Origin of the sequence: Neobacillus sp. B4I6 (assembly GCF_050434045.1) — a bacterium.
GTDB lineage: Bacteria > Bacillota > Bacilli > Bacillales > Cytobacillaceae > Neobacillus.
In genome coordinates, this window is record NZ_JBNPWB010000002.1 from 810,779 (window position 1) to 833,839 (window position 23,061).

At 36.3% G+C, this 23,061-nt stretch carries 23 protein-coding genes; 17 read left to right on the plus strand and 6 right to left on the minus strand.

Features of this window, described 5'->3' with window-relative positions:
• Position 1: 1 nt before the first annotated feature.
• The 7 genes from QF028_RS05960 to QF028_RS05990 all read left to right on the plus strand — a co-directional run bounded on the left by QF028_RS05960 (position 2) and on the right by QF028_RS05990 (position 10,358).
• On the plus strand, positions 2–571 hold the full coding sequence (locus QF028_RS05960) for an isoprenylcysteine carboxyl methyltransferase family protein (RefSeq protein ID WP_429464506.1): 570 nt from the start codon (positions 2–4) through the stop codon (positions 569–571).
• Positions 572–914: 343 nt separating this feature from the next.
• Positions 915–4,565: a dynamin family protein gene (locus tag QF028_RS05965; protein WP_429464507.1), complete on the plus strand. Its 3,651-nt coding sequence runs from the start codon at positions 915–917 to the stop codon at positions 4,563–4,565.
• A gap of 30 nt (positions 4,566–4,595) precedes the next feature.
• Positions 4,596–5,423, plus strand: coding sequence for a sulfurtransferase (locus tag QF028_RS05970; protein WP_429464508.1), 828 nt, complete (start codon positions 4,596–4,598; stop codon positions 5,421–5,423).
• Positions 5,424–5,493: 70 nt separating this feature from the next.
• Positions 5,494–6,387, plus strand: a complete 894-nt coding sequence (locus QF028_RS05975) for a 5'-3' exonuclease (RefSeq protein ID WP_410886016.1) — start codon at positions 5,494–5,496, stop codon at positions 6,385–6,387.
• 39 nt (positions 6,388–6,426) lie between these two features.
• On the plus strand, positions 6,427–7,248 hold the full coding sequence (locus QF028_RS05980; RefSeq protein ID WP_429464509.1) for a serine/threonine-protein kinase: 822 nt from the start codon (positions 6,427–6,429) through the stop codon (positions 7,246–7,248).
• A gap of 73 nt (positions 7,249–7,321) precedes the next feature.
• Positions 7,322–7,906 (plus strand): kinase, encoded by a 585-nt coding sequence (locus tag QF028_RS05985; RefSeq protein WP_429464510.1) that lies wholly within the window; start codon positions 7,322–7,324, stop codon positions 7,904–7,906.
• Between the two features lie 94 nt (positions 7,907–8,000).
• Positions 8,001–10,358 carry a YheC/YheD family protein gene (locus QF028_RS05990; protein ID WP_429464511.1) on the plus strand — a complete coding sequence of 786 codons (2,358 nt, stop codon included), beginning with the start codon at positions 8,001–8,003 and terminating at the stop codon, positions 10,356–10,358.
• A gap of 12 nt (positions 10,359–10,370) precedes the next feature.
• Here QF028_RS05990 and QF028_RS05995 read toward each other — a convergent pair whose 3' ends face one another.
• Positions 10,371–11,537 (minus strand): glycosyltransferase family 4 protein, encoded by a 1,167-nt coding sequence (locus QF028_RS05995; protein WP_429464512.1) that lies wholly within the window; start codon positions 11,535–11,537, stop codon positions 10,371–10,373.
• Positions 11,538–11,713: 176 nt separating this feature from the next.
• Here QF028_RS05995 and QF028_RS06000 point away from each other — a divergent pair, with 176 nt between their 5' ends.
• The 3 genes from QF028_RS06000 to QF028_RS06010 are packed head-to-tail and all read left to right on the plus strand — an operon-like array spanning position 11,714 to position 15,083.
• Positions 11,714–12,799 (plus strand): YheC/YheD family protein, encoded by a 1,086-nt coding sequence (locus QF028_RS06000; protein WP_429464513.1) that lies wholly within the window; start codon positions 11,714–11,716, stop codon positions 12,797–12,799.
• A 24-nt stretch (positions 12,800–12,823) separates the two neighbouring features.
• Positions 12,824–14,047, plus strand: a complete 1,224-nt coding sequence (locus QF028_RS06005; RefSeq protein ID WP_429464514.1) for an ATP-grasp domain-containing protein — start codon at positions 12,824–12,826, stop codon at positions 14,045–14,047.
• A gap of 13 nt (positions 14,048–14,060) precedes the next feature.
• Positions 14,061–15,083: a YheC/YheD family protein gene (locus QF028_RS06010; protein WP_429464515.1), complete on the plus strand. Its 1,023-nt coding sequence runs from the start codon at positions 14,061–14,063 to the stop codon at positions 15,081–15,083.
• 49 nt (positions 15,084–15,132) lie between these two features.
• On the opposite strand, the gene sspL is transcribed toward QF028_RS06010, so the two are convergent.
• Positions 15,133–15,270: a small, acid-soluble spore protein L gene (sspL, locus tag QF028_RS06015; protein ID WP_088088727.1), complete on the minus strand. Its 138-nt coding sequence runs from the start codon at positions 15,268–15,270 to the stop codon at positions 15,133–15,135.
• Positions 15,271–15,354: 84 nt separating this feature from the next.
• On the opposite strand from sspL, the gene QF028_RS06020 reads away from it, so the two are divergent.
• Together QF028_RS06020 and QF028_RS06025 are read left to right on the plus strand one after the other, a co-directional pair.
• On the plus strand, positions 15,355–15,846 hold the full coding sequence (locus tag QF028_RS06020) for a divergent PAP2 family protein (RefSeq protein ID WP_088088726.1): 492 nt from the start codon (positions 15,355–15,357) through the stop codon (positions 15,844–15,846).
• A gap of 28 nt (positions 15,847–15,874) precedes the next feature.
• Positions 15,875–16,156, plus strand: a complete 282-nt coding sequence (locus tag QF028_RS06025) for a DUF6123 family protein (protein WP_214997624.1) — start codon at positions 15,875–15,877, stop codon at positions 16,154–16,156.
• Between the two features lie 35 nt (positions 16,157–16,191).
• Here the strand turns inward: QF028_RS06025 and QF028_RS06030 are convergent, their stop codons facing one another.
• Together QF028_RS06030 and QF028_RS06035 are read right to left on the minus strand one after the other, a co-directional pair.
• The gene (locus tag QF028_RS06030; RefSeq protein WP_215015201.1) at positions 16,192–17,121 is read right to left on the minus strand and encodes a DMT family transporter; all 930 of its coding nucleotides are present in this window, start codon (positions 17,119–17,121) and stop codon (positions 16,192–16,194) included.
• A 6-nt stretch (positions 17,122–17,127) separates the two neighbouring features.
• Positions 17,128–17,535, minus strand: coding sequence for a reverse transcriptase-like protein (locus tag QF028_RS06035; protein ID WP_088088724.1), 408 nt, complete (start codon positions 17,533–17,535; stop codon positions 17,128–17,130).
• 201 nt (positions 17,536–17,736) lie between these two features.
• On the opposite strand from QF028_RS06035, the gene QF028_RS06040 reads away from it, so the two are divergent.
• Together QF028_RS06040 and QF028_RS06045 are read left to right on the plus strand one after the other, a co-directional pair.
• Positions 17,737–18,393, plus strand: a complete 657-nt coding sequence (locus tag QF028_RS06040; RefSeq protein WP_429464516.1) for a reverse transcriptase-like protein — start codon at positions 17,737–17,739, stop codon at positions 18,391–18,393.
• Between the two features lie 20 nt (positions 18,394–18,413).
• Positions 18,414–18,599, plus strand: coding sequence for a zinc-finger domain-containing protein (locus QF028_RS06045; protein ID WP_168244852.1), 186 nt, complete (start codon positions 18,414–18,416; stop codon positions 18,597–18,599).
• Positions 18,600–18,673: 74 nt separating this feature from the next.
• On the opposite strand, the gene cspD is transcribed toward QF028_RS06045, so the two are convergent.
• Positions 18,674–18,874 carry a cold-shock protein CspD gene (gene cspD / locus QF028_RS06050; RefSeq protein ID WP_026563856.1) on the minus strand — a complete coding sequence of 67 codons (201 nt, stop codon included), beginning with the start codon at positions 18,872–18,874 and terminating at the stop codon, positions 18,674–18,676.
• A gap of 274 nt (positions 18,875–19,148) precedes the next feature.
• Between cspD and QF028_RS06055 the strand changes: the two genes are divergently transcribed.
• The 3 genes from QF028_RS06055 to mntR all read left to right on the plus strand — a co-directional run bounded on the left by QF028_RS06055 (position 19,149) and on the right by mntR (position 22,789).
• The gene (locus tag QF028_RS06055; protein ID WP_214997629.1) at positions 19,149–19,433 is read left to right on the plus strand and encodes a hypothetical protein; all 285 of its coding nucleotides are present in this window, start codon (positions 19,149–19,151) and stop codon (positions 19,431–19,433) included.
• Positions 19,434–20,103: 670 nt separating this feature from the next.
• Positions 20,104–22,272, plus strand: coding sequence for a DNA topoisomerase III (locus QF028_RS06060; protein WP_429464517.1), 2,169 nt, complete (start codon positions 20,104–20,106; stop codon positions 22,270–22,272).
• Between the two features lie 94 nt (positions 22,273–22,366).
• The gene (gene mntR, locus QF028_RS06065; RefSeq protein ID WP_215003144.1) at positions 22,367–22,789 is read left to right on the plus strand and encodes a transcriptional regulator MntR; all 423 of its coding nucleotides are present in this window, start codon (positions 22,367–22,369) and stop codon (positions 22,787–22,789) included.
• Between the two features lie 34 nt (positions 22,790–22,823).
• Here the strand turns inward: mntR and QF028_RS06070 are convergent, their stop codons facing one another.
• Entirely contained in the window at positions 22,824–23,036 is a 213-nt protein-coding gene (locus tag QF028_RS06070) for a DUF3892 domain-containing protein (protein ID WP_410885989.1), read from the minus strand.
• Positions 23,037–23,061 lie beyond the last annotated feature (25 nt).

Below are 23,061 nucleotides of genomic sequence, written 5' to 3' on the forward strand. Positions count from 1 at the left end.
AATGAAAGACATTATCTCATTTCTGATATTAGTTGGATTCATCGGCCTTCAGCGGATTGTTGAGCTAAGAATAGCAAACAGAAATGAAAAGTGGATGAAGAAACGTGGGGCCATTGAATTTGGCGAAAAGCATTATCGATATATGGTAACGATGCATTCGCTGTTTTTTATTTTCTTAAGTTGTGAAAAAATTTTCATGAATTTGGGTCTATCTCCTTTATGGGGCATCCTAATAATTGTTTTTCTTATAGCCCAGCTATTAAGAATATGGGCGATTGCATCACTAGGAAGGTTTTGGAATACAAAAATTATTGTCTTAAGAAATGCGAATGTGATTAGAAAGGGACCATACCGTTTTATCAGACATCCCAATTATTTTGTTGTTGCGGTTGAACTGGCTGTTGTTCCATTGTTGTTCAACGCTTATTTTACAGCTAGTTTATTTACGATATTAAATATCATCGTGCTTAGGATTCGTATACCTGAGGAGGAACAGGCGCTTAGGGAGCTGACGGAATATGAAGGGACATTTCAGGATTGTAATCGTTTTCTACCTAAAGTTGTTAAATAATTGTGACAGTTAGAAATGGGCTATTGAAAATGATTATCACCTATGTTAAACTTTGGTTATCGATGAAAATCATTCTCAATGAAGTCTGATAAGGAAGGTGTTACAATTGACTTTTGCTTTAGTTGGTGGAACGGTTATTATTTATGCATTTGTCATGAAGCACGTCTTAAAAAACGTTACACAATAAATTAATAGTGTATTTTGAGAGCCAGGGTCTTGCACCTTGGCTTTTTGTCGTTTTTGGAAGAAATTTGTTTTAAGTAAAAGAAGTGTCAAGATAGGAAAAGTTTGAATTATCGTATAAAATAAAAAATATTACAAAGTTGCTAAGGGGATTAAGTAAATGGTGAAAATAGCCAATCAAGAAGAAACCATTCAAACACTAAAAACTAAAATCGTTTCAGTATTTGAATATATAAACGAACAAGAAGATTATGAAAATGCGGAAAAAATAAAACAACTAGCAAAGAAGCTGAAGAACAAAGAGTTTATGATTGCATTTTGTGGCCATTTCTCTGCAGGGAAATCGACAATGATCAATCAACTCGTTGGAGAGAATTTACTTCCATCTAGTCCAATTCCGACAAGTGCAAACTTAGTGAAAGTAAAAGCTGGAGAAGAATATGCAAAGGTCTTTTTCAAAAATGAAAAGCCTCGCATCTATTTAGCTCCATATGATTATGAATTAGTCAAAAATTATTGCAAAGACGGCGATCAAATTGAAGAAATTGAAATTAGTCACAGTGAAACAGGGTTGCCCGATCATACGGTAATCATGGATACACCTGGTATTGATTCTGCTGATGATGCCCACCGGATTGCAACCGAATCAGCAATTCATCTTGCCGATATCGTTCTATATGTCATGGATTTTAACCACGTCCAAGCAGAGTTGAATTTTTTATTTACAAAGGAATTAACCCAAGCTGGAAAAGAAGTTTATTTAGTAATTAACCAAATTGATAAACACAATGATGAAGAACTGAGCTTCGATGAGTTTCAAAACAGTGTGGTTGATTCGTTTGCATCTTGGGGAGTGAAACCAGCAAGAATTTTTTATACTTCTTTGAAAAATAAAAACCATGCCTTCAATGAATTCAATGATCTTCAGGAATTTATTACAGACAAATTGGCCTCAAAAGACCAATTATTAATACCATCGGTTTTTCATTCCTTAAAAAAAATTACCCAAGATCATATGGCTCAATTAAGTAAATTAGATGAGCGTGAGCTAAGACCTATCGTTGAGGTATTGAATGAATTAACTGAGGAAGAAAAAAGTGAATTATCCAATAGTTCTCGAGAAATGGAAGGAAACCTCCAGACTTTAAAAGAGGGGGTAATCGGAACAGAGAAGGAATTTGATCATCAAATTGCCCAAATACTTAAAAACGCATACCTCATGCCATTTCAAACCAGAGAGTTAGCGGAGAGTTATTTGGAGTCATGTCAACCGGAATTCAAAGTTGGATTCATATTTTCCAAGCAAAAGACGTTGGATGAGAAGAATGTGAGGCTTGAACGCTTTCATCATGATATTCATGATAAAACAAAATCTCAGCTCGAGTGGCACGTACGCGAATATTTACTGCGCACCTTAAAGGAAACGGGTCTTGACGGAGGAGATTTACAGGGCTTGGCGCAGTCTTATTCAATCGATGTGCAGGCAAACCTCTTATCCGATACTGTTAAAACTGGTGCACGAGTATCAGGTGAATATGTCTTACATTACACAGAAGACGTGGCTAATGAAATTAAAAAAATCGCACGACAAAAACTGGCTATTTTTAAGGAAGAGTTCCTAAAAGCATTAAAGCAACAAACAGCTAAATTAATTGGACAGTATGAACAGGAACTGAGCAAAAACGATCGATACCTAAATGCCTTGTCAGAACTAGAAAAGGTTAAGCAGAATGCTAAGTTGAAGGAAACAAAGATCGAAGAGTTATTAACACAAGATGATATTTTACAAGAAGATATTTATCATCTTTTTAGTCAGGACGAAGAAGAATATGAAGTGGTCAAAACACAGCTAAAGTCTGAAAACGGAAGTAGCAACATGAAAAACGATTTGAAAGGCAAAGTGATTGAGAGCGCGAAAAATGATCCAAAGGTACTTCCATCAGGCAATCATTTAGAGAGAACCGTCGAACGTCTAGTAAAGACTTCATCCTTAATTAGAGACCTCCCTGGTTTTTATAAGCTTTCTAAAGAATTATCCGAAAAAGCGGAAAGACTTGAAAACAAGGGATTTACCGTAGCATTATTTGGAGCATTCAGTGCAGGCAAATCTTCTTTTGCCAATGCACTTATGGGTGCTAAGATCCTGCCTGTTTCACCCAATCCAACGACTGCAGCCATTAACAAAATTAAACCTGTTACGGAAAGACATCCGCATGGCACCGTGCTTGTTAAGTTTAAGGAAGCGTCAGCCATGCTTGAAGATGTAAATCGCTCATTAAGGGTTTTTGAACTCCAAGCAGATGATTTTGATGGTGCGGTCAAAAAAATTGACCAGGTTATGTTTCAAAAACAGCAAGAAGGCGGTGTCTTGGAGAAGACACATATTGCTTTCTTACAGGCATTTACTAGAGGTTATCAAACATTTGGTAATTCTTTGGGAATCGTTTTTGAAACAGACTTAAGTGAATTTACCGATTTCGTTGCTAATGAAGAAAAATCCTGCTTCGTAGAATGGATTGAGCTCTACTACGAATGCGAGTTAACTAATAAAGGAATTACTCTGGTTGATACACCAGGAGCGGATTCTATCAATGCCCGCCATACAGGTGTCGCTTTTGATTACATTAAAAATTCGGATGCATGTTTTTTTGTTACCTATTACAATCATGCATTTTCGAAAGCAGATCGTGAATTTTTAATCCAGCTTGGACGTGTAAAGGAATCCTTTCAAATGGATAAAATGTTCTTTATTATTAATGCCATTGACCTTGCTGAGAATGAAGAAGAAAAAGAAACCGTTATTGAATATGTCGAGGAGCAGCTTAGCAAATATGGAATAAGAAATCCTCATCTTTATCCTGTATCAAGCTTGCTGGCGTTAAAAGAAAAGGAGACACCAAATCCTATTTCGGAATCTGGAATGGCTAACTTTGAGCAGGCCTTTTATCATTTTATTACTAATGAACTAACGGAAATGGCTATTTCCTCTGCAGAAAAAGAAATAACCCGGGTTCATGATTTAATTGATAAACTTATCAAAAGTTCACAGGAAGACCAAACTGTAAAAGAGAGAAAACGCGGGACTATTGAAAAACAAAAAGCAGTTATCTTAGTGTCATTGAAAAACCAAACGATTGAAATCTTGCAAAATCGTTTGTACCAGGAAGCAGAAGAGTTAGTTTATTACATTAAACAAAGAGTCTTCCTCCGCTTTGGGGATTTCTTTAGGGAGTCATTTAATCCCGCCATACTAAAGGATGATGGTCGTCATTTGAAAAAAGTATTACTAGCTGCACTGGATGAATTTCTCGAAAGTCTAGGCTTTGATTTTGCTCAGGAATTGCGGGCAACGACAGTTCGCCTGGAAAGATTTGCCGAAAAGCAATTGGCTGATTACCAATCAGGTCTCATCCGAAATTTACAAGAAATCAATCAAGACCTTTCCTTTTCAGCATTTGAAGTGAAGCATCAACAAGCAATCGAATTTCCTATCGCTTTTAAAGATATGAATAAACAATTATTTGCTAAAGCCTTGTCGTACTTTAAAAATCCAAAATCATTTTTTGAAAAAAATGAAAAAAAATTCATGAGTGATGAACTGTATCAAGTGCTGAATTTGCCTGCGGATGAATATCTATCGAATGGAGCTCACCGTTTAAAAACACATTATTCAGATGACATAACAAAGGAATTCAATCGGCTAATAGAACAAATGAACGAACAAGTAAATGATTTTTATTTGAGTTATCTTTCAGCCTTAGATGGCGGAATTTCTATTGAATATTTAAGGGAAATACAAAAAAACTTATAAAGTATTAATCAATGACGAGGAGGAAGCTGCGTGAAATTTGTTAAAGACAAAGAATGGTTATTGAAAAGCTTAACCGAGAGCAATGTCAGGGTTGTCGATTGCCGGTTTTCATTAGGTGAACCAGAAAAAGGGAGACAGGAATATTTAAAAGGTCATTTACCTAGCGCAGTTTTCTTTGATTTAGAAAAAGATTTATCAAGTCCAGTTCAAGTCCATGGCGGACGGCATCCTTTGCCTAGACTTGAGGAATTTATCATGAAACTTGAGAAAGAGGGAATTAATGAAAACACAGTCGTTGTAGCCTATGATACTGGTGAAGGGGCGTATGCAGCCCGCTTTTGGTGGCTGCTTCAATACCTTGGTCATGAAAATGTTTATGTACTTGATGAGGGATTTAATGGATGGGCAGCAGCAAATTATCCAGTAACAAAAGATATTCCTTCATTTGAAAAGGTAAAATTCCATTGCAACTTAAAGCCGGAATTACTAGCAACTACAGAAGAAGTAAAAGAAGTAGTCGAAAAACAGCTGGAAAACAAGATATTAATAGATTCAAGGGAATCAAAAAGATATCTAGGGCTAGAAGAACCGATTGATAAAAAAGCCGGTCACATTCCTGGCGCCATAAATAAGCCGTGGATGGAGGGGATTCGTGACGGGCGATATAAGCAAGCTGAGGAACAGAGACAAAGGTTTTCAGATATCGAACCTAATATGGATATTATTGTTTACTGTGGATCTGGGGTCACGGCCACACCTAATTACTTGGCATTAAAGGAGGCTGGATTTAATAAAGTAAAGCTTTATGTCGGAAGCTTTAGTGATTGGATTTCTTATGCGGATCATAAAATAGAATAATCTTTCAGGCAAACTTATGTTATAATGGAAAGCGTGTTGTTTTTAAACGACACCAATAAGGAGGTCCAATATGACTAATCAAAAGCCTTCACTTATGCTTGTTGATGGAATGGCGTTGCTATTCCGAGCTTTTTACGCTACGGCAGTTACAGGACAATTTATGATAAATTCAAATGGAACACCGACCAATGGAATTCATGGCTTTGTTAAGCATTTATTCACGGCAGTTTCATCATTTAAACCTTCCCATCTCGCAGTTTGTTGGGATATGGGCAGTAAGACCTTTCGTACTGAATTATTCTCAGATTATAAAGGTAATCGCGGTGATGCTCCGATAGAGCTTATCCCACAATTTGATTTAGTAAAAGAAGTGGTTGCTTCCTTTGATATCCCCAATATTGGATTAGCAGGCTATGAAGCAGATGACTGCATTGGAACAATCGCTAAGCAATCAAAGGACTTTGCCGATGTGTCCATCCTAACCGGTGACCAGGATATGCTGCAACTGCTTGATGATAGTATTTCTGTTATTTTGTTGAAAAAAGGTTATGGAAATTACCTGGTTCATACACCAGATTCCTTCTTTGAAGAAAAAGGAATTACTCCTCGGCAGATGATTGATTTAAAAGCCCTCATGGGGGACCCTAGCGATAATTATCCTGGCGTAAAAGGGATAGGAGAGAAGACAGCCCTTAAGCTCTTACAGGAGTTTGAACATATTGAGGGCATTATCTCTAATTTAGATCGATTATCAAAGTCAAATAAGACTAAAATTGAGCAGGATTTAGACATGCTCCATTTGTCGAGACTGCTTGCTGAAATAAAATGCGATGTTCCAGTGAGCTGTTCATTGGATGATGCAGGACTTCGTATTGAAAAAGAAAAAGCATTGAATAAGTTAATGGAATTAGAACTTCGTGGATTGCAACGGCTCTTGCCAATAGACGAAGCGTATGTATCCTGAAAAAATAAGGTTGTCCATTAGAGACAACCTTATTTTTTTATGGATAAACATACAGGAATTCTTGTCTTACTAATAATAAGATATAAAAAACAGGGGTCACAAAGGGGGGGGGGAGCTACATTCGAAAAGTACACACTGGATCATCAAACTTTAGGTAAGGGTGCGACAAGCCTTGTCTTTTTTGGTCTGAATCAACGAAATGAGAGGGTAGTAATAAAAAAGGTTGATAGCAGAAGAGAAGCAGAACAAGAGAGCGATATACTAAAAAGCTTACCGGTCCATAAACATATCATCACCTGGCTAGATTTTTTTGTGGATGAACATAAAGGGTATATTGTTTTAGAATATCACGAAGGGGGAAGGCTGGGGCATTTTAAAAAAGGGATTATCCATGATCAAAAATTAGCCGTTCAAATAACAATTAACATCCTTAAAGGGTTAAAGGAGATCCACCAACATGGCATTCTCCATTGCGATATTACTCCACATAACATTTTAATTTGTAATGATGACCCCCAAACAGTAAAAATCATCGATTTCGGCTCTGCTGTCCGCACAAATGACTCTGGTGAATATATTGGAAATCATCTAGGGGCAACGAGATGGTATCGACCACCAGAGCTTAAGAAACAAAATCATATTTTTACTGCTAATTTAAACTACTGCTCAGATTTATATAGTGTTGCATGTGTATGTTTGTACCTGTTAACTGGTTTTGCACCGTATCGAAAAAAACAGGCGTGCAAACAGATTCTCAATCAGAAATTACAAAAGGTTCTGAGGAAATCAACAAGAAAGCATAAACTCAAACGGTATCAATCGGCACAAGAATTTATTGATGCACTTCTACCATTTTCATAAAAAGTAGTCTCTGGATATGCTTTAACAGGAAGCACAAAACAATAATAATTTCCATTAAAGGAGATAATGCAAGTTGAATGATTTTACCCAAATTGTTGTTACGCCGGGAAAACCAGTTCAGGTTCAAACCAATCCAACCGACTATCCACTCATTGGAAAAGGATTACAAGGTGCAGTGTTTAAACTATCCGAAGACCGATGTGTGAAAATTTATTCAAAACAAATATATTGCCTTCGAGAAAAGAAAGTACTGCAACAAATCGGTGAAAAAACTGCCATTTTACCAGAGGTTTATGAAGCGGGAGAAAATTTTATTATAATGGAATACCTTGCTGGACCTTCCTTACAAGAATATCTTGAAAAATCAAAGACAATTTCCGTGGATTTAACAATTGAAATTATCAATTTAATAAAAGAACTTAGAAGTTTACAGTTTATGAGAATTGATTTCTCCTTACGACACACCATCTATGATAAGAATGGAAAGTTGAAAATCATAGATCATGTTAATTCTTTTAAAATTCAAAGGTCGTTTCCAAAACGACTTTTCAAAGACTTAAAACAATTGGGTTTATTGGCAACGTTTTTAGAGCATGTAAATAATCAAGAGCCTGACCTCTATGAACAATGGAAGAAATCGTTGATAATAAAAGACTAATATCAACGGGTTACTCCCATATGCCTATACAGTTTCATAGAATCATGAATAGAAATATTTTAAATGACCTGAAATGATTGAAGGTGAATGAGTAATGGATGAAAAGTCTATTGGCATTATTTTATCAAAACGGCAATGGAATAGGCTGGCCCAAGAGGAATTAAACGATGATGATTCCTATGTTTTACAATATGCAAAAGCGGGCGAAGAGTTAAATTTTGACGTACTATTTATTAATATCGAAGGATTGCTGGTAAACGAGCGTAAGGGAAATGCAATTATGATAAAGGATGAGGAGATCGTTTTACTAGGTTTCGTTGATATACCGTCAATTATCTATAATCCCACAAATTATCATCGTAAGAAAAACAATCGGACAATCTTTGAACTCGCACAGCAAACAGGTGTAACTCTCATAAATGAAAAGAATAATATTAAGAATAAGCATTTCCTAGAATTGATAGCAACACACCCTGCACTAAAGGATTTTAATTTAATAGCGGAAAATCAAATTCCGACTTCATTTAGTTTTTACGTTTTAGGACAAAAAGATTGCCATCATCAATGGACGACTCCGATTATTTATGCCAAGAATAATGACCAAGTGTTAACCTTTAAGGAAGCCTATCTGCTACTTACCGGTGATCACCAAATGCAAGAAGAGACACAAGAATACCTTTATGAAGTAAGCCACCGTATTTTAGAAACTCTTCACTATTATTATCCAAGAATTTATGAAATTGGTCTTCAATTTGTGGGGATGGAAACTGGTGAAATTCGAATTCATTCCACTTGTCCTATCGTTACCATTGTGAAAGATATAAGTTATAGCAACAAAAAAGTAGCGGGTATGATTATTAAGTGGCCGATTGATCTAGCAAATGAAATCAGGGAATTGAAAAACGATGATAAGACAATGCATACGTATAGTGGGGAAACTGAGGCAACCGTTCAGGTAAGCAATGGAGAATTACACGACGATAATATTACGCCGTTTATCAGGAAATCAAGTCAGCTTTTTGAGAATGTTTGGGTGAAATTTAAAGTTTTTCAAGACCATGAAATGATAATGAAATTACCTAACCGAATTACAGAATGCTGGAGGGAACAACCTGAAATTGTAAAATTTGGGGTAAATGAGCAGCCATGTCACTTTGTAAATTACGAAGATGCAATTCCGCTAAGACAAAATTCCTATCAAAATCCCTTAGAGCTGTTTGTTTCCGACACTCTAGTAGAATCCATGCATCTTCCTGTTGACCTAGTTTATCAAATCCAATTTTCAGAGGGAAAGGCAATTATCGGTCCAACAATTGGCTTACTATTAGGTGAAAAAAATCACGTTTATAGTTTGGATTACATGGAGAAATTCAATGACCGTTTTGGTGAATACCATCGCTATGGCGGAGTAACGATCGCCTTTTCAGCAAGGTCAGTCGACTGGGAAAAGAGAATTGCATATGGGATGATCTATGACCCAGTAAAAAAACATTGGCGCTATGGTTCTACTCCGATTCCCTCTACTATATACCGTAGAAATTTCCATCAAAAGAAAGATAATATTAGACAACTAGTGGAAATAACCAATAATAATTTATTTAACTCCTACCACTTTAAAAAATCAGATCTTTATTTATTAAAAAATACCCCAGAAATTAAACAACACTTACCTGCAACTTTCCTTTTAAATAACATGGAAGAATTAATTGACTTTTTAATAGAAAATAAGAAGATTATTTTAAAGCCTGTTAGCTTATCAAGAGGACGCGGAATTTTCATACTAGAATTAAATGACGAAACAGAAGGTTTTAGTTTATACGATTATCGGAGTATGACAAAGGTACAACACAGATTGAAGGATAAAGAAGGTTTACAAGTATTATTAAAGGAGTTTGGAATTTTTAAACAGGAGTATTTATATCAAATCTACATTCCGCTTTTAAAGGTAAATAATCGAGCCCTTGATGTCAGGGTTGTGATGCAGAAATATAACAAAGGTAAGTGGCAATGCACTGGAATTGAATGCAGGGTTGCTCGAGAAGATGAGGATCTAACTAATATTGCTCGGGGTGGAGAGGCGATGACATTAGAAACAGTTATAAAGAAGTCTTCTCAAGACCTCAGCTATTCACTTGTTTATCGGAATATATTAAACCTTTGTCAAAGGTTTTGCCGCATCATGGATCAAAGAAATGATCATTTCGCTGAATTTGGTATAGATATTGCTTTAGATGAAGTGGGCTTCCCGTGGATTCTTGAAGCAAATATATATCCTAGCTTCAAAGGCTTTAAGAAATTGGATTATGATACGTATTTAAAAATTCGTAATCAACCAATGTTTTATGCAGTTCAAATTCAAGGGTTTCAAATTCTTGATGAAGATGCATTTAAAAATACTTTTCACTTCCAAAAAGAGTATATTTTTTATAGTCATTCACGTCCCTTTTCATAAAGGGACGTTCTTTTATTTTTCAGTTACATTTTGGTTATATAATTGGAGGATACGGTTAGCACTTTTTTCCCATGTGAAACTTTCCTTCACTCGATCTATACTGTTAAGACCTAACCTTTTAATTCTTTTGGGATTATTTAAGAGCTGAATAACACAATTGGATAGTTCCACTTCAATGTTTTGAGTATTGATCAAATACCCCGTCCTGCCATGTTCAATAACCTCTGGCATTCCCCCAATATTCGTTGCGATCACGGGGACACCACATGCCATTGCCTCCACATTCACTAATCCAAATGCTTCATGTCCAATTGAGGGTACTAATACAATCTCTGCCGCCTCAAACCAAATGTGGATTTCCGCATGTGGAATAAACGACATAAACTTGACATGTTCTGGGAAATCCTTTGCTAACGCATGCAATTTATCAACATAGCTTGTTCTTCTTTCTGAACCATAAAAGGCGCTTCCAGCAATAATTAATATGGTGTCAGGCACCGCTTGAATAATGGAAGGCATCGCTTGAAGTATTTTATGAATGCCCTTTATTTTTCTTAAACGTCCGACAAATAGGATGATTTTCCTTCCTTCGAGGTTTAATTGTTTAATAAAATTCTCTATTTTACTTTTTTGATCGATGGACCATTTCGAATGAAATTGTGTTATATCCACACCTAAATAATTAACAATGACTTTATTTTCCTCACAACCAGTTTGAACAATTAAATAGTTTTTAAGAAAATGGCTGTTAACAATGATCTTATCAGCTTGATGAAGACAACTAATTAACTCTTCCTTTTCAATATGTGGACTTGAAATAAACATGGTCGAGTGCAGTGACAACCAAATTTGAGCTTTTTGAAACTTGTTCCGAATGATGGGAATATATTTAGGGCGATTTTCAATTTGGATGATATCAGGATTGATTCTTGATAACTTAGGAATGACCTTTGTGAGGTACCTTGTCCAATTTTGATAAGGAAACCGGATAAAAGAAATATTTCCTTGGTTTTCAGTAGAGGCCATTCCTTTAGCCTTTTTCCCAAATATCGTGAAATCAACATCGTTTTGAAGAATGTTTGTTTGCATTTCTACCACTGTTTCAACTGAACTTGCACGAGAGGATGGAATAGGGAAGGAACCAGGGGTAATAATGGCTACCTTTGGTTTAGTTCTCATAAAGCAAAACACCTCTTAGATTAATGTAAGTTAGTGTATTCACGTATTTAATGAATGTTTCAAAATAATTCGGGTTTTTATCTCTCCAAATATACAACTTTTGCATTTAATAGTACGAAAGAAGTTTATTTATTTAACCTGAAAGTAAACCCTATTAATAAGGCGGGGAAAATAGCTTGGAACAGCAATTTATTGGAATTATAATCAGCTCGCAATTATATAGAGAACTTGACCGCGGTAATCAACCAGAAGTCTTGGCTTTCTATGAGGAAGGGGGCAAAATAAATAATCTGATTCCTGTTTATCTTCGTTTGGAGGATTTACAGCCTGGTGAACCAGAGACAACGGGTTTTGTGATGAATATCAACGGTGAGTATCAGAAGTACACTATACCTAAACCATTCATGATTCATAACAGAGGGTATCATTGGACGAAGGATGCAAAGAAACAGATTAAAATGTTACTAGCTGAAGGCTTAGTCATTTTTAATGAATGGAACCAATATGGGAAATACAAAACTCATAAGTTATTAATGGAAAGTGAAGATATTACACCACATCTCCCAGAAACCGTTCGCTTCAATCTTGGTAATATGGTCGAAATGATGGGAAAACATAGAGAGTTAATCATAAAACCAAGCAATGGTACATTTGGAAAACGAAACATGAGAGCTGCACGCATTAACGATACAGAATGGTTATTATCCTATCCCCAAAAAGACACATGGCTGGATGAAATGTATCTTGCGGAACAATTACCTTTGAAAATAGAATCTTTGGTAACAAGAGGGGTGTATATAATCCAAGAGAGGATTCAACTTGGAGAATATCATAATAATCCATTTGACCTTCGGGTATCCGTCCAACGAAATGGGGATGGAGAATGGCAAGTGACAGGGATGGTGGGGAAAGTAGCAAAAACAGGCAGCATTGTTACAAATGTGGCTAGAGGAGGTATCTGCATTTCTCTTGAAGATATCCTTAGAAACCTTCCATACCTTGATGAAAAACAGGTCGTAGCTGACGTGGAAAAGTTATCACTAATGGTTGCCAAACAGATGGGCAATCAAATTGATAACCTAGCAGATCTTGGGCTTGATGTCGGGATTACAGCAGATGGTTTTCCAATGTTTATTGAATGTAATGCCCGAGATCTAAGGTTAACGTTTCGTCATGCTTTAATGTTCGAAACATGGCGGAAAACCTACATCACCCCAATATGCTATGGGAAATATTTGTTGACTAAAAGAAATGGCCAATAAAAAACAAAGAGGAAGTAGGTTGGTATGCAAACAATTGTCTTTATTGGAAGTAACAAATCAGGAACGAGCCGAGAAGCTCTGAGTATTTCAACAACTATGGGTTATTATACTGTTTTGTTAACGAACAGAAGAGAATTTATAAAGCAAGAGAAAGAATTCCCTGAAGTTCATCAGATGGTATATGTCGAAAATTTAATGGATAAGGAGATGATTTTTTCAATAATTAATAACCTTGAAGAAGATAGAAAACAAATCTGTGCTGTTATTAGTTTCATTGATCCATTTGTCTCTTTTGCGGCGCGAATCTCGAAAAAATTAGGACTTTTTCAAATGTCCACGGATGCTTTGGCAATCATGGAGGAGAAAACTCGTTTTCGTGAACACCTTAAAACACTGCCTGTTACACCAAGGTTTACAATTTTTCAAAGAGAACAGTCTATTCAAAAATTTGTTGAGGAAAATCAATGTCATTTACCACTAATATTAAAGTCTCCTGTATCAAATGGGTCAAAGGATGTATTATTGGTTGAAACCTGCTCAGAGTTAAAAGAAGGATTGGAGTACTTAAATAAAAAATTCCCTTCTATTCCGGTACTAATTGAAGAATATTTGATTGGAACGCAATATCTAATCGAAGTCATCGTTAAGGAGGGGCTGATTGCTATGGTGGCAGTAATTGAACAAGAGGTCTTAAATGGTGATCGCTTTATTATTACAGGGTATTGTTATCCGGCCGTACTAGAAAATGAGACATTAGAGGAATTAGAAGTTGCAGTTGCAAGTATTATTCAAGCACTTGAATTAGAAAATGGAACTTGTCATTTAGAAATGAGGCTTATTGAAGGGAAGTGGAAGTTAATAGAAATAAATCCAAGAATGTCGGGCGGAGCAATGAATAAAATTATTGAAGAGGCTACTGGAATCAATTTAATTAAAGAAACACTTAAACTCTTCTTAGGGCTAGATCCCGTCTTAAAAGCAACGAAAAAGACGCATGTTTATGCAAAATTTCTTACTGTTAATTCACGGGGCCGACTCATAAAAGTAACAGGAAAAACTAAAGCCTTAAATTATGATGGTGTAAAGGAAGTTTATGTGAAACCAAGAAAAGGGGCGATCTTAACAAAGCCGTATTCACTCGGTGATCGCTATGCCTATGTGATTGCCAGCGCTGATACACCTGAACAGGCCAAGGAGATTGCGTTAATAGCTTCGAAAGAAATCAAGTTTTACTTAGAGCCATTTTAAGGATGTGATGATTTTGAAGTCGATTGGGATGCTTCACTATCGAAAAAATCCGCTAGAAGTTAAAAAAGCTTATCCCTTTGCTGCTGTCGCAAAAATGGAGGGAATCCCCTTTTTTTATTTTTCTTACAACAATGTTGATTTTAATCATTTGAAAATTAATGGCTGGGTGTATCAACATGGTGAATGGACACAAAAAGTTATCGACTTTCCAACAGTCATCATTAACAGCTGCAACCCTAAAACGAAAAGACAATCCGCCATTTTGAAAAAATTAAAGCAATATGCTATTTTTACAAGTTATCCTGTTGGAAATAAGTTCAAAGTGTACAAAAAAATCTTTAATGCGAAAGAATTCTCCAGTTATTTGATTCCTTCCACAAAATTAAATCATTCACAAAAATTTATCTCTTTTTTCCAGGAACATTCTCGAGTTGTAATTAAACCAGTAACCGGTAATCAAGGTAAAAAAATATTATTTATCGAAAAACTTAATGAAAAGCAACTGTTCAAATTAACCGAGGGTCAGAAAGTTAGCGTACTTAACCAAAAAGAATTGGAGGTTCTAATTGAAGGGCTGGTCCTTGAGCAAAAATATTTGCTTCAGCCTTTTATTGAATGTAAAACAAAAGCCGGATTAACCTATGATTATCGCTTGCATGTTCAAAAAAATGGACGTGGTTTTTGGGAAATTACCTTAATTTATCCACGGATCAGCGGTAACGCCCAATTGATTAGCAATATTAGCAGCGGAGGGTACCGCGGTGACTTAGAAACTTTTCTTTTAGATGAATTTGGGGAAGAGTCAGATCGAATAAAAACAGTTCTAGAGCAATTTGCATTAACATTTTCTGCTCATTTCGACACATTATACGCACATTCCTTTGATGAACTGGGTATTGATGTTGGAATGGATCAACTCCAAAGGCTATGGTTATTTGAAGTCAATTGGAGGCCAGGTTGTAAGCATAGGGAATTTGAAGTGGCCAGGCGGCTTATTCCTTATTGCATCTATCTTGCGAATAGGCAAAAGCTTTAAATAGAAACTAGCTGTCTCGACAAGGGACAGCCAGTTTTTATGTTTGCGTCTATTTAGTGTTTTTTTTCTTTGCTGCATTTTCTAGTTTACTTTTTGGTTCTTCAGCGAACTCCGCATCTTGACCATATCCTTGAGGATTAACCCCTGGAGCTTTGACACCTCGATTAGTTTGACCATTTTTACCCATCTACGTTCACCTCCCACTTTTTTAGTATTTCCATGTGGAATAATAAAACACGGGCTTTCGAACAATATTAGCAGGGGTGATATGATGAACAAGGGTGTTTATTTAGCACTTTTCAGCATGGGACTAGCACAAGGGATGAAAATTCCTATTCATTATTATAAAAAGAAAGAATGGCGCCCAGAGCTGTTTTTTGGTACCGGTGGGATGCCTAGCTCACATTCAGCAGGGGTTTCTACATTAACAACATACATTGCAATGCAGCGTGGACTGCCAACCTTTGATTTTGCCCTTTCCCTCATCTACGGATTAATTGTCATGTATGATGCGCAAGGGGTAAGAAGGCAAACAGGGGAGCTAACATTAAAGGTGAACTCAATGAATGAATTAATTGAAAAAATTCATAAAGAGGAAAGTGTTGAATTTAAACAGGACTCTCCAAAAAAGCTAAAAGAAATGTTAGGCCATGAGCCCGAAGAAGTTGTTGGAGGGGCAATTCTAGGTGTTTTGGTGGGAGTCATAGGTCACTTATGTACAAAAAAGAATAGAAAATTATCAAAATTTAAGTTAAGATTCTAAGGGATGTTCACAGTTTGTTGGGAGAGGGATGGCAAAGTTATTGGGAACAGTCGAAGATTATTTGCACCACTTGGAAGGAAAAGGATTTCAATTCCAAGAGGATGCAATTGGCTTTATATTTTTTGGGAAACACTACACAAATGCTTCTGATGAGATGAGTATTACAGCCATTGAACTGACATTAAAAGCGCAAAAAAGTTTTGATGGCAGTTTTTATGTATCGTTACTGGAAACATTAATTTCGAACAGGATCAACTCAAGGAAAGATGCCATTAGGTTCGTTAAAGAAAAGGAACTGTTAGCGATATAATTAGGAAAAAACTCCCTTCTCTGAAAGGGAGTTTTTTATGAGACCCTATCCTCAAAGGGCTTGTTTTTTCTAAGTAAAGGGATTTTGTTTGTTGGCATCTCAGCAAAAATCATTCCTGCAAAAATGAGGCAGCACCCAACTAAGGCACTATAGGAAAGTCGTTCATTTGCCCAATAAAAACCTGTAATCGCGGCAAATACCGGCTCCATTGCAAAAATTAACGCAACTCGTGTTGCAGAAGTGTATTTTTGAAAATTTGTTTGAATCAAAAATGCCAGTGCTGTTGCAAATATGCTTGTGATTACAAGGGCAACTAGAACATCTTGCTTGAGTAATATATGTAGATTAAATGACTTTTTCCAATCTTCAAAAAAGAAAGAGGATAAAATCGATAAAAGGGCAACTGTTGAAATTTGAATGACTGTTAACAGCAAGGTTGGATATTTATTACTAAACTTACCTGTATAGATGATCTGTAGTGCGAAACTGATGGCGCAAATGAAAACGAAACCATCACCTCTATTTAATGAAGTAACATCCGTCATCGTCAGTAGGAATAAGCCAATGGTCGCAGTTAACACGCCCAAGACAGCATTCCTGTTCGGAAACTGCTTTAATAACATCATTGAAAATATTGGAACAAGGACAACATTTAACCCTGTAATAAAGCCAGCTTTGGAAGAAGTTGTATATAAAAGGCCGATTGTTTGGGTAGCATACCCAAGGAAAAGCCAAAATCCGATAAATACACCTGATAAAAGCAGCTTTAAATTCAATTGTTTTAACTGTTTTTTTTCAAATATTACAAGGCAGAAAATCAATAAAATCGCTGCCGCAAGAAAGCGAATGCTATTAAAGGAAAACGGTTCAAGAAAATCAATCGCATTTTGGACTAACACAAAAGTGCTGCCCCAGATGATCGTTACAAGGAGCAAACTTAAATCTGCAAATATAGGTTTTTTCATGATGTATCATTGCTCCTCGGGAATATTTTTTCTTATTGCCTGCCTTGCTAGTTCATCCGCCGCTTTATTTTCAGCACTTGGGATCCATTTCATAAAAAATAATTGAAACTTCTTTGATAAGTGTAATGCCTGTTCAAATAATGGTAAGTATAGTTTGTTTTTTACAAATTCTTTTTCAATCGCATTGTTAACTAATTGAGAGTCGGTCCGAAATGACACGACTGAATTTTCAAATCCCTTTTCTAAACATATTTCCAATGCCTTAATAAATGCATGATATTCTGCTTCATGATTCGTCATTTTTCCTAATGGAATCGAATATTTTTCTGTAATACCGTTTCCTTTAATAAATATCCCGGCCCCACTTGGTCCAGGATTTCCGGCACTAGCCCCGTCAATATAAACCTCAATCAATTCTGTTTCCTCCATAAACGTAATATTGAAAGTTTATCATATTTCTTTTAAGTCAGAAAATATTTATTCTTATAACTACTATGAAGAAGTGGGTATGATAAGAATATATATCAGAATAGGTTAGAATGATGTAGTCGATATAGTGTCATGGAATATGTTATTTAAAAAGCCCTTGAATTCTTTTTAGAAAGGTTGAGGACATTGAACTATAGGTTAGAGTGGATGTATAAAATTAAAAATAATGAAAAGGTACAGTTTTCCTCTGAAATGGTATCAGGTGAAACGGCTATACAAATTGGTGAAGAGCTTGAAATGACTGGGAAAGTATCTGATTTGTTTTTTTATGATGAAAAGGGAACATCATGGATCTTAAAGGAAATGAAAAAGTTGATGACCGAAATTGAAGATGATCCTCATGAAATAACTGTTTACTTTGATGGAGGGTTTCAAAAGGAAACAAATCAAGCAGGTCTTGGGGCTGTAATCTTTTTTAAGCAGGGGAAGAAGAAATACCGTATCCGAGCCAATGAACGGATTGATGAATTGGAAACAAATAATGAAGCAGAGTATGCTGCTTTTTATTATGCACTAAATATTTTAGAGGATTTAGGAGTTCATCATTTATCTTGTGAATTTAAAGGTGACTCCCAAGTGGTTTTAAAACAGCTGGAAGGGGATTGGCCTTGTTATGAGGATACGCTTAATAGCTGGCTTGACAGAATAGAGGAAAAAATTAGAACGCTTGGTTTAGTCCCTAAATATACGTCCATTGCTAGAAAAGATAACAAAGAAGCTGATAAATTGGCGACACAAGCATTAGAAGGAAAAGAAATTTTTGCAAAAACATTGATTCTTTAGGAAATGGGTGTGAAACTCTTGTGAAGGACTTAAACAAAAGGCAATTATTGGTTCATGTAGAATCCTTAATGGTTCAATACTGTGAAGGCTGCTTTTTACACCAGCATTTGAAAAAAGAAGGTGGGCGGAGAGCAGCACACCGGTTTTGCATTTCAAAGTGTACAGTGGGAGAACAACTTCAGGAGTATGGGAAGAAACTGAGTTGAAAATTCACCTAAGTCCTGTTAGCGCCTATAAAAAAGGCTGACGAAAACGTCAGCCCTTGATCGATTATTTTAGATTATAGTTTTACAACGTTAGCTGCTTGTGGTCCGCGGTTTCCTTCAACGATTTCAAAAGAAACTTCTTGGCCTTCTTCTAAAGATTTGAAGCCTTCGCCAGTGATAGCGCTGAAGTGTACGAATACATCGTCGCCGCCTTCTACTTCAATAAAACCAAAACCTTTTTCATTGTTGAACCATTTTACTTTACCGTTTTGCATTTACTTCTTCCTCCTAAGCCTTTCAAGCCACCCTTATTGGTGCCAAAGATAAATATTATCACGCAGCCACTTGCTATGCATATATAGTTACATGATGCTTTAAATATACAATAATGAAAATTTACAGTCAAGGAATGACTTGTCTCTTTTATTGAAATTATGGTAGTTTCTATGAAAATATTTAAGTGTCTGATTTTGTCCGTACCCCTAACATGAAAAATACCTCTGCATCATATCTTAAATTAATCAATTTATTTACAGAGGCGGGGATAGGATGTACCGATTTTCCATTGAAGGCGATGAATGGATATTAAGATTTTCACCCCAAGTTTATATTGATTCTGATGAAAAGCAGACCATTTTATTTGCACTGCTCCATATGGGATTAGACCTAGATAATTATTCACATGGAAATGCCTTTATCATATTTACAAAGAAAATTGGTGCAATTGTGTTCAATGTGGAGAGAATTCCATCCTTAATTTTAACAGTTTCGAATATTATCCCCGAGGATAATTGGTTTAGTCAGGATCTTCCTTCAATAAAGCCGTTGAGTTAACAATAGCAAGCATTATGGGTGATCATTTGATCACTCAGATTGTCGAGAAAGGGTATTTTTCTCGGCAATTTTTTATTCTCAGCATTTAATTATTCATTGTACCTGCTAATGAGCCTGTTGATTTCCGCGGAAGGCACGCAGACTCCTGCGGGAGTACGGGGCCGAGGAGGCTCCCCGGCACGCCCGCGGAAAGCGAAGTGCCTGGAGCGCAAATCAACAGACATGTTGCAAAGCCTATATATTAATAATATTATAATAAATTAACGCGGTGAATGGTTAAAGTTATTGTAGAAAATAAGAGGCTGTCGAAAGTTTCTCGACAGCCTGGGTGATCATTTGATCACTCTTTTTTATTATTTAGTCTATTTGTCAAATAACAGACAAAATACTAAGGAGATTTCGTGACGTAGTCTGCTATTTTAATAGTAAGAACTTTGAGAGGAATTCTAAAAATAATTATTATCATTATTACCACTGTACTTAGAAATTGAATGAATCTACAATTACTGAAAAGTGAAGAATGATACAGTCGATTATATATTCTTGATCATCCTCTATCATAAAATTGGAAAGGAAATTAGTTGATGTGGTGATTATTTATTCTTTACGAACAATGGATTTAATGGGTAAAATGGATTTCGGGATGCTTTGTAAAAAGGGAGCAATCATAATGAAATTAATTATTGCCGAAAAGCCGGATCAAGGGTCAACCTTAGCATCAATCTTTAAACATAAAAAACAAAATGGTTTTATCGAAATTTATCCAAATGATATTTTTCCTAAGGGAGCCTATGTGACTTGGGCAATTGGTCATGTATGCCAATTAGTCTCTCCCGAAAAATATCAGCAAGGCTGGAAAAAATGGTCGTTAGATAATTTACCAATTATCCCTGAACAGTTTGAATACGAAGTAACGAAAGATAAGGCAAAACAATTTGCAGTCATAAAAAAGTTAGTGTCTGATTCTAATGTAACTGAAATTATTCATGCGGGTGACGCGGGGCGCGAAGGTGAACTAATTATCCGCAATATCCTCAGGTTAACAAAATGTCACAAACCCATGAAAAGGCTGTGGATCTCGTCGTTAACAGCTAATAGCATTAGAGAGGGTTTTAAAAAGCTGTTGGACGAGCAAGAAACACGGAGCTTATTTTTTGAAGCCTACACAAGGGCTTGTGCTGACTGGGTGGTTGGAATGAATGCTTCACGTTTGTATAGCTTACTTTTACAAAAACAAGGATTTTCCGATGTCTTTTCAGTTGGTAGAGTACAAACACCAACCTTAGCACTTATTGTTAAAAGAGAAATAGAAATAGAGAACTTTAAGTCTGAACCCTTTTGGGAAGTTCTCGCACATTTTTTAATGAATGGAAAAAAATATACTGGAAAATGGCAGAACAATGGGGAAACCCGAGTGAATACAAAAGAGTTAGCCGAAAAAGTTGCGGCTTTTTGCAGGGATAAACCTGCCGAAGTCAGCGAGGTTCTTTCAGAAAGGAAAGAGTTCTTTCCTCCACTCTTGTATAATCTTTCCGCCCTCCAAGCCGAGGCAAATAAACGCTTTAAATTCTCACCGAAGAAAACTCTCGATGTTATGCAAAAGCTCTATCAAAAGGGAAATGTCTCATACCCTCGTTCAGATTCACGGTACGTTACAAATGAAGAAGCGAATACTTTCCCGGAAGTCTTAAATAAATTAAGTCATATTAAAGATTACGAAAGCTTCTTCCCGTTACCTTTTGCTTCGATTTCAGAAAACAAACGCTATGTGAATGAAAAGAAGGTCACAGACCACTATGCGATTATTCCGACGGAACAAATCCCTAATGTTGAGCGGCTCACTCCAGATGAGAAAAAAATCTACGATTTAGTTGTTACAAGTTTGATCGCCGCACACTACAATAAGGCTATTGCTGAATATACTACTGTGACAACATTGGTGGATGGAAGAGCAGCGTTTATCTCGAAAGGAAAGGTTCAAATTGAAGAAGGCTGGCGTAAAGTACTGAATCCAAAAGATACCGATGATGAACCAGCACTACCAAAGTTAGCAGAAGGTGAGCAGGGTCGGACGGATAAAGTGGAAGTCAAAGAAAGCAAAACTCAGCCGCCAAAACGCTATACTGAAGGTCAATTGATTACGTTAATGAAAACGGCCGGTAAGCATATAGATGATAAAGAACTCGAAAAAATTCTGACAAAGACCGAGGGCCTTGGAACAGAAGCAACCAGAGCAGGCATCATTACAATGCTAAAGGACCGTCTATATATTGAGGTTACTAAGAATTTAGTTTATGCTACAGCTAAAGCCAAAATCCTAATTGAGGCTATTGGCAAAGAAATTTTAGCTTCACCAGAAATGACCGCAAAGTGGGAGCAGAAACTAAAGGAAATATCAGAGGGGTCTGCTGCACCAAAGCAATTTATGGAGCAAACAAAAAAGATGGTCATTCACTTAATTTCGTCAAGTATTGGTCAAGCTACTAACTGGTCTTTCTCGGAGGAGATTCGCGAAAATTTTGCACCTGGAAAGCAAAAGGGAAGGAAGCAGTCTTATGCCAAGCTGGGTCCTTGTAAAAAATGTGATGGTTCAGTCGTAGATAAGGGCAGCTTTTACGGTTGTTCAAATTACCAAAAAAATCATTGTGATTTCACCATTTCAAAGAAGATATTAGGTAAAAATATTACCCAGAAGAACATTAAACTGCTTTTGTCAGAAGGGAAAACCGAGCTGATTGAAGGTTTCACAAATAAAGAAAAGGCCTTTAATGCCCGGCTGTTTTTAGACCCAACTGAAAAAAAAGTAAAATTTTTATTCGAAGAAACGGCATCAAAATAAAGAAATGATATTTTAGGTAAATGATAAAGTGACTTGTCACTATTTTTTTTCTATAGTAAACTTTAAGTTGAGTAATTTTTTTGGAGGGTATGGGATGCCAACACCAAGTATGGAAGACTATATTGAACAAATATATATATTGATTGAAGAAAAAGGATACGCTCGTGTCTCAGATATTGCCGAAGCGCTGTCAGTACATCCCTCCTCAGTAACAAAAATGGTGCAAAAACTTGATAAAGATGAATATTTAGTCTACGAAAAATATAGAGGACTTGTGTTAACAGCCAAGGGGAAAAAGATTGGCAAGCGCCTGGTCTTCAGACATGATTTACTTGAACAGTTCCTCAAAATCATCGGTGTAAAAAATGAAAATATATATAACGATGTCGAAGGGATTGAACACCATTTAAGCTGGGATTCAATTGATCGAATTGGTGACCTGGTTCAGTTTTTTGAAGAAGACCAAAAGCGTATAGAGGCATTAAATGAAATACAAAAACAGAATGAAAGTGATTAATAAAGAAGCACCTAGCAGTAATTGCTAGGTGCTTTTAATACAAATCTGGGAATTGATCAAAAGATTGGTCGCTCTCTGGGATTAAAGACATTCTGCCATGCTCTTCCTCAATAGCCTGAACCCCTTGAATTAGGCCATTTTCTGCCTCTAATATTGCCTTTCGGTAAGAAATGATTCGTCCCTCGGAAGTGACAAAATTGATAATTTCCCCAAAGTAATTACGGTGAAGTGCCACAATTGATTCCATGAAAAGTCTCCTCTAAAATTATTAT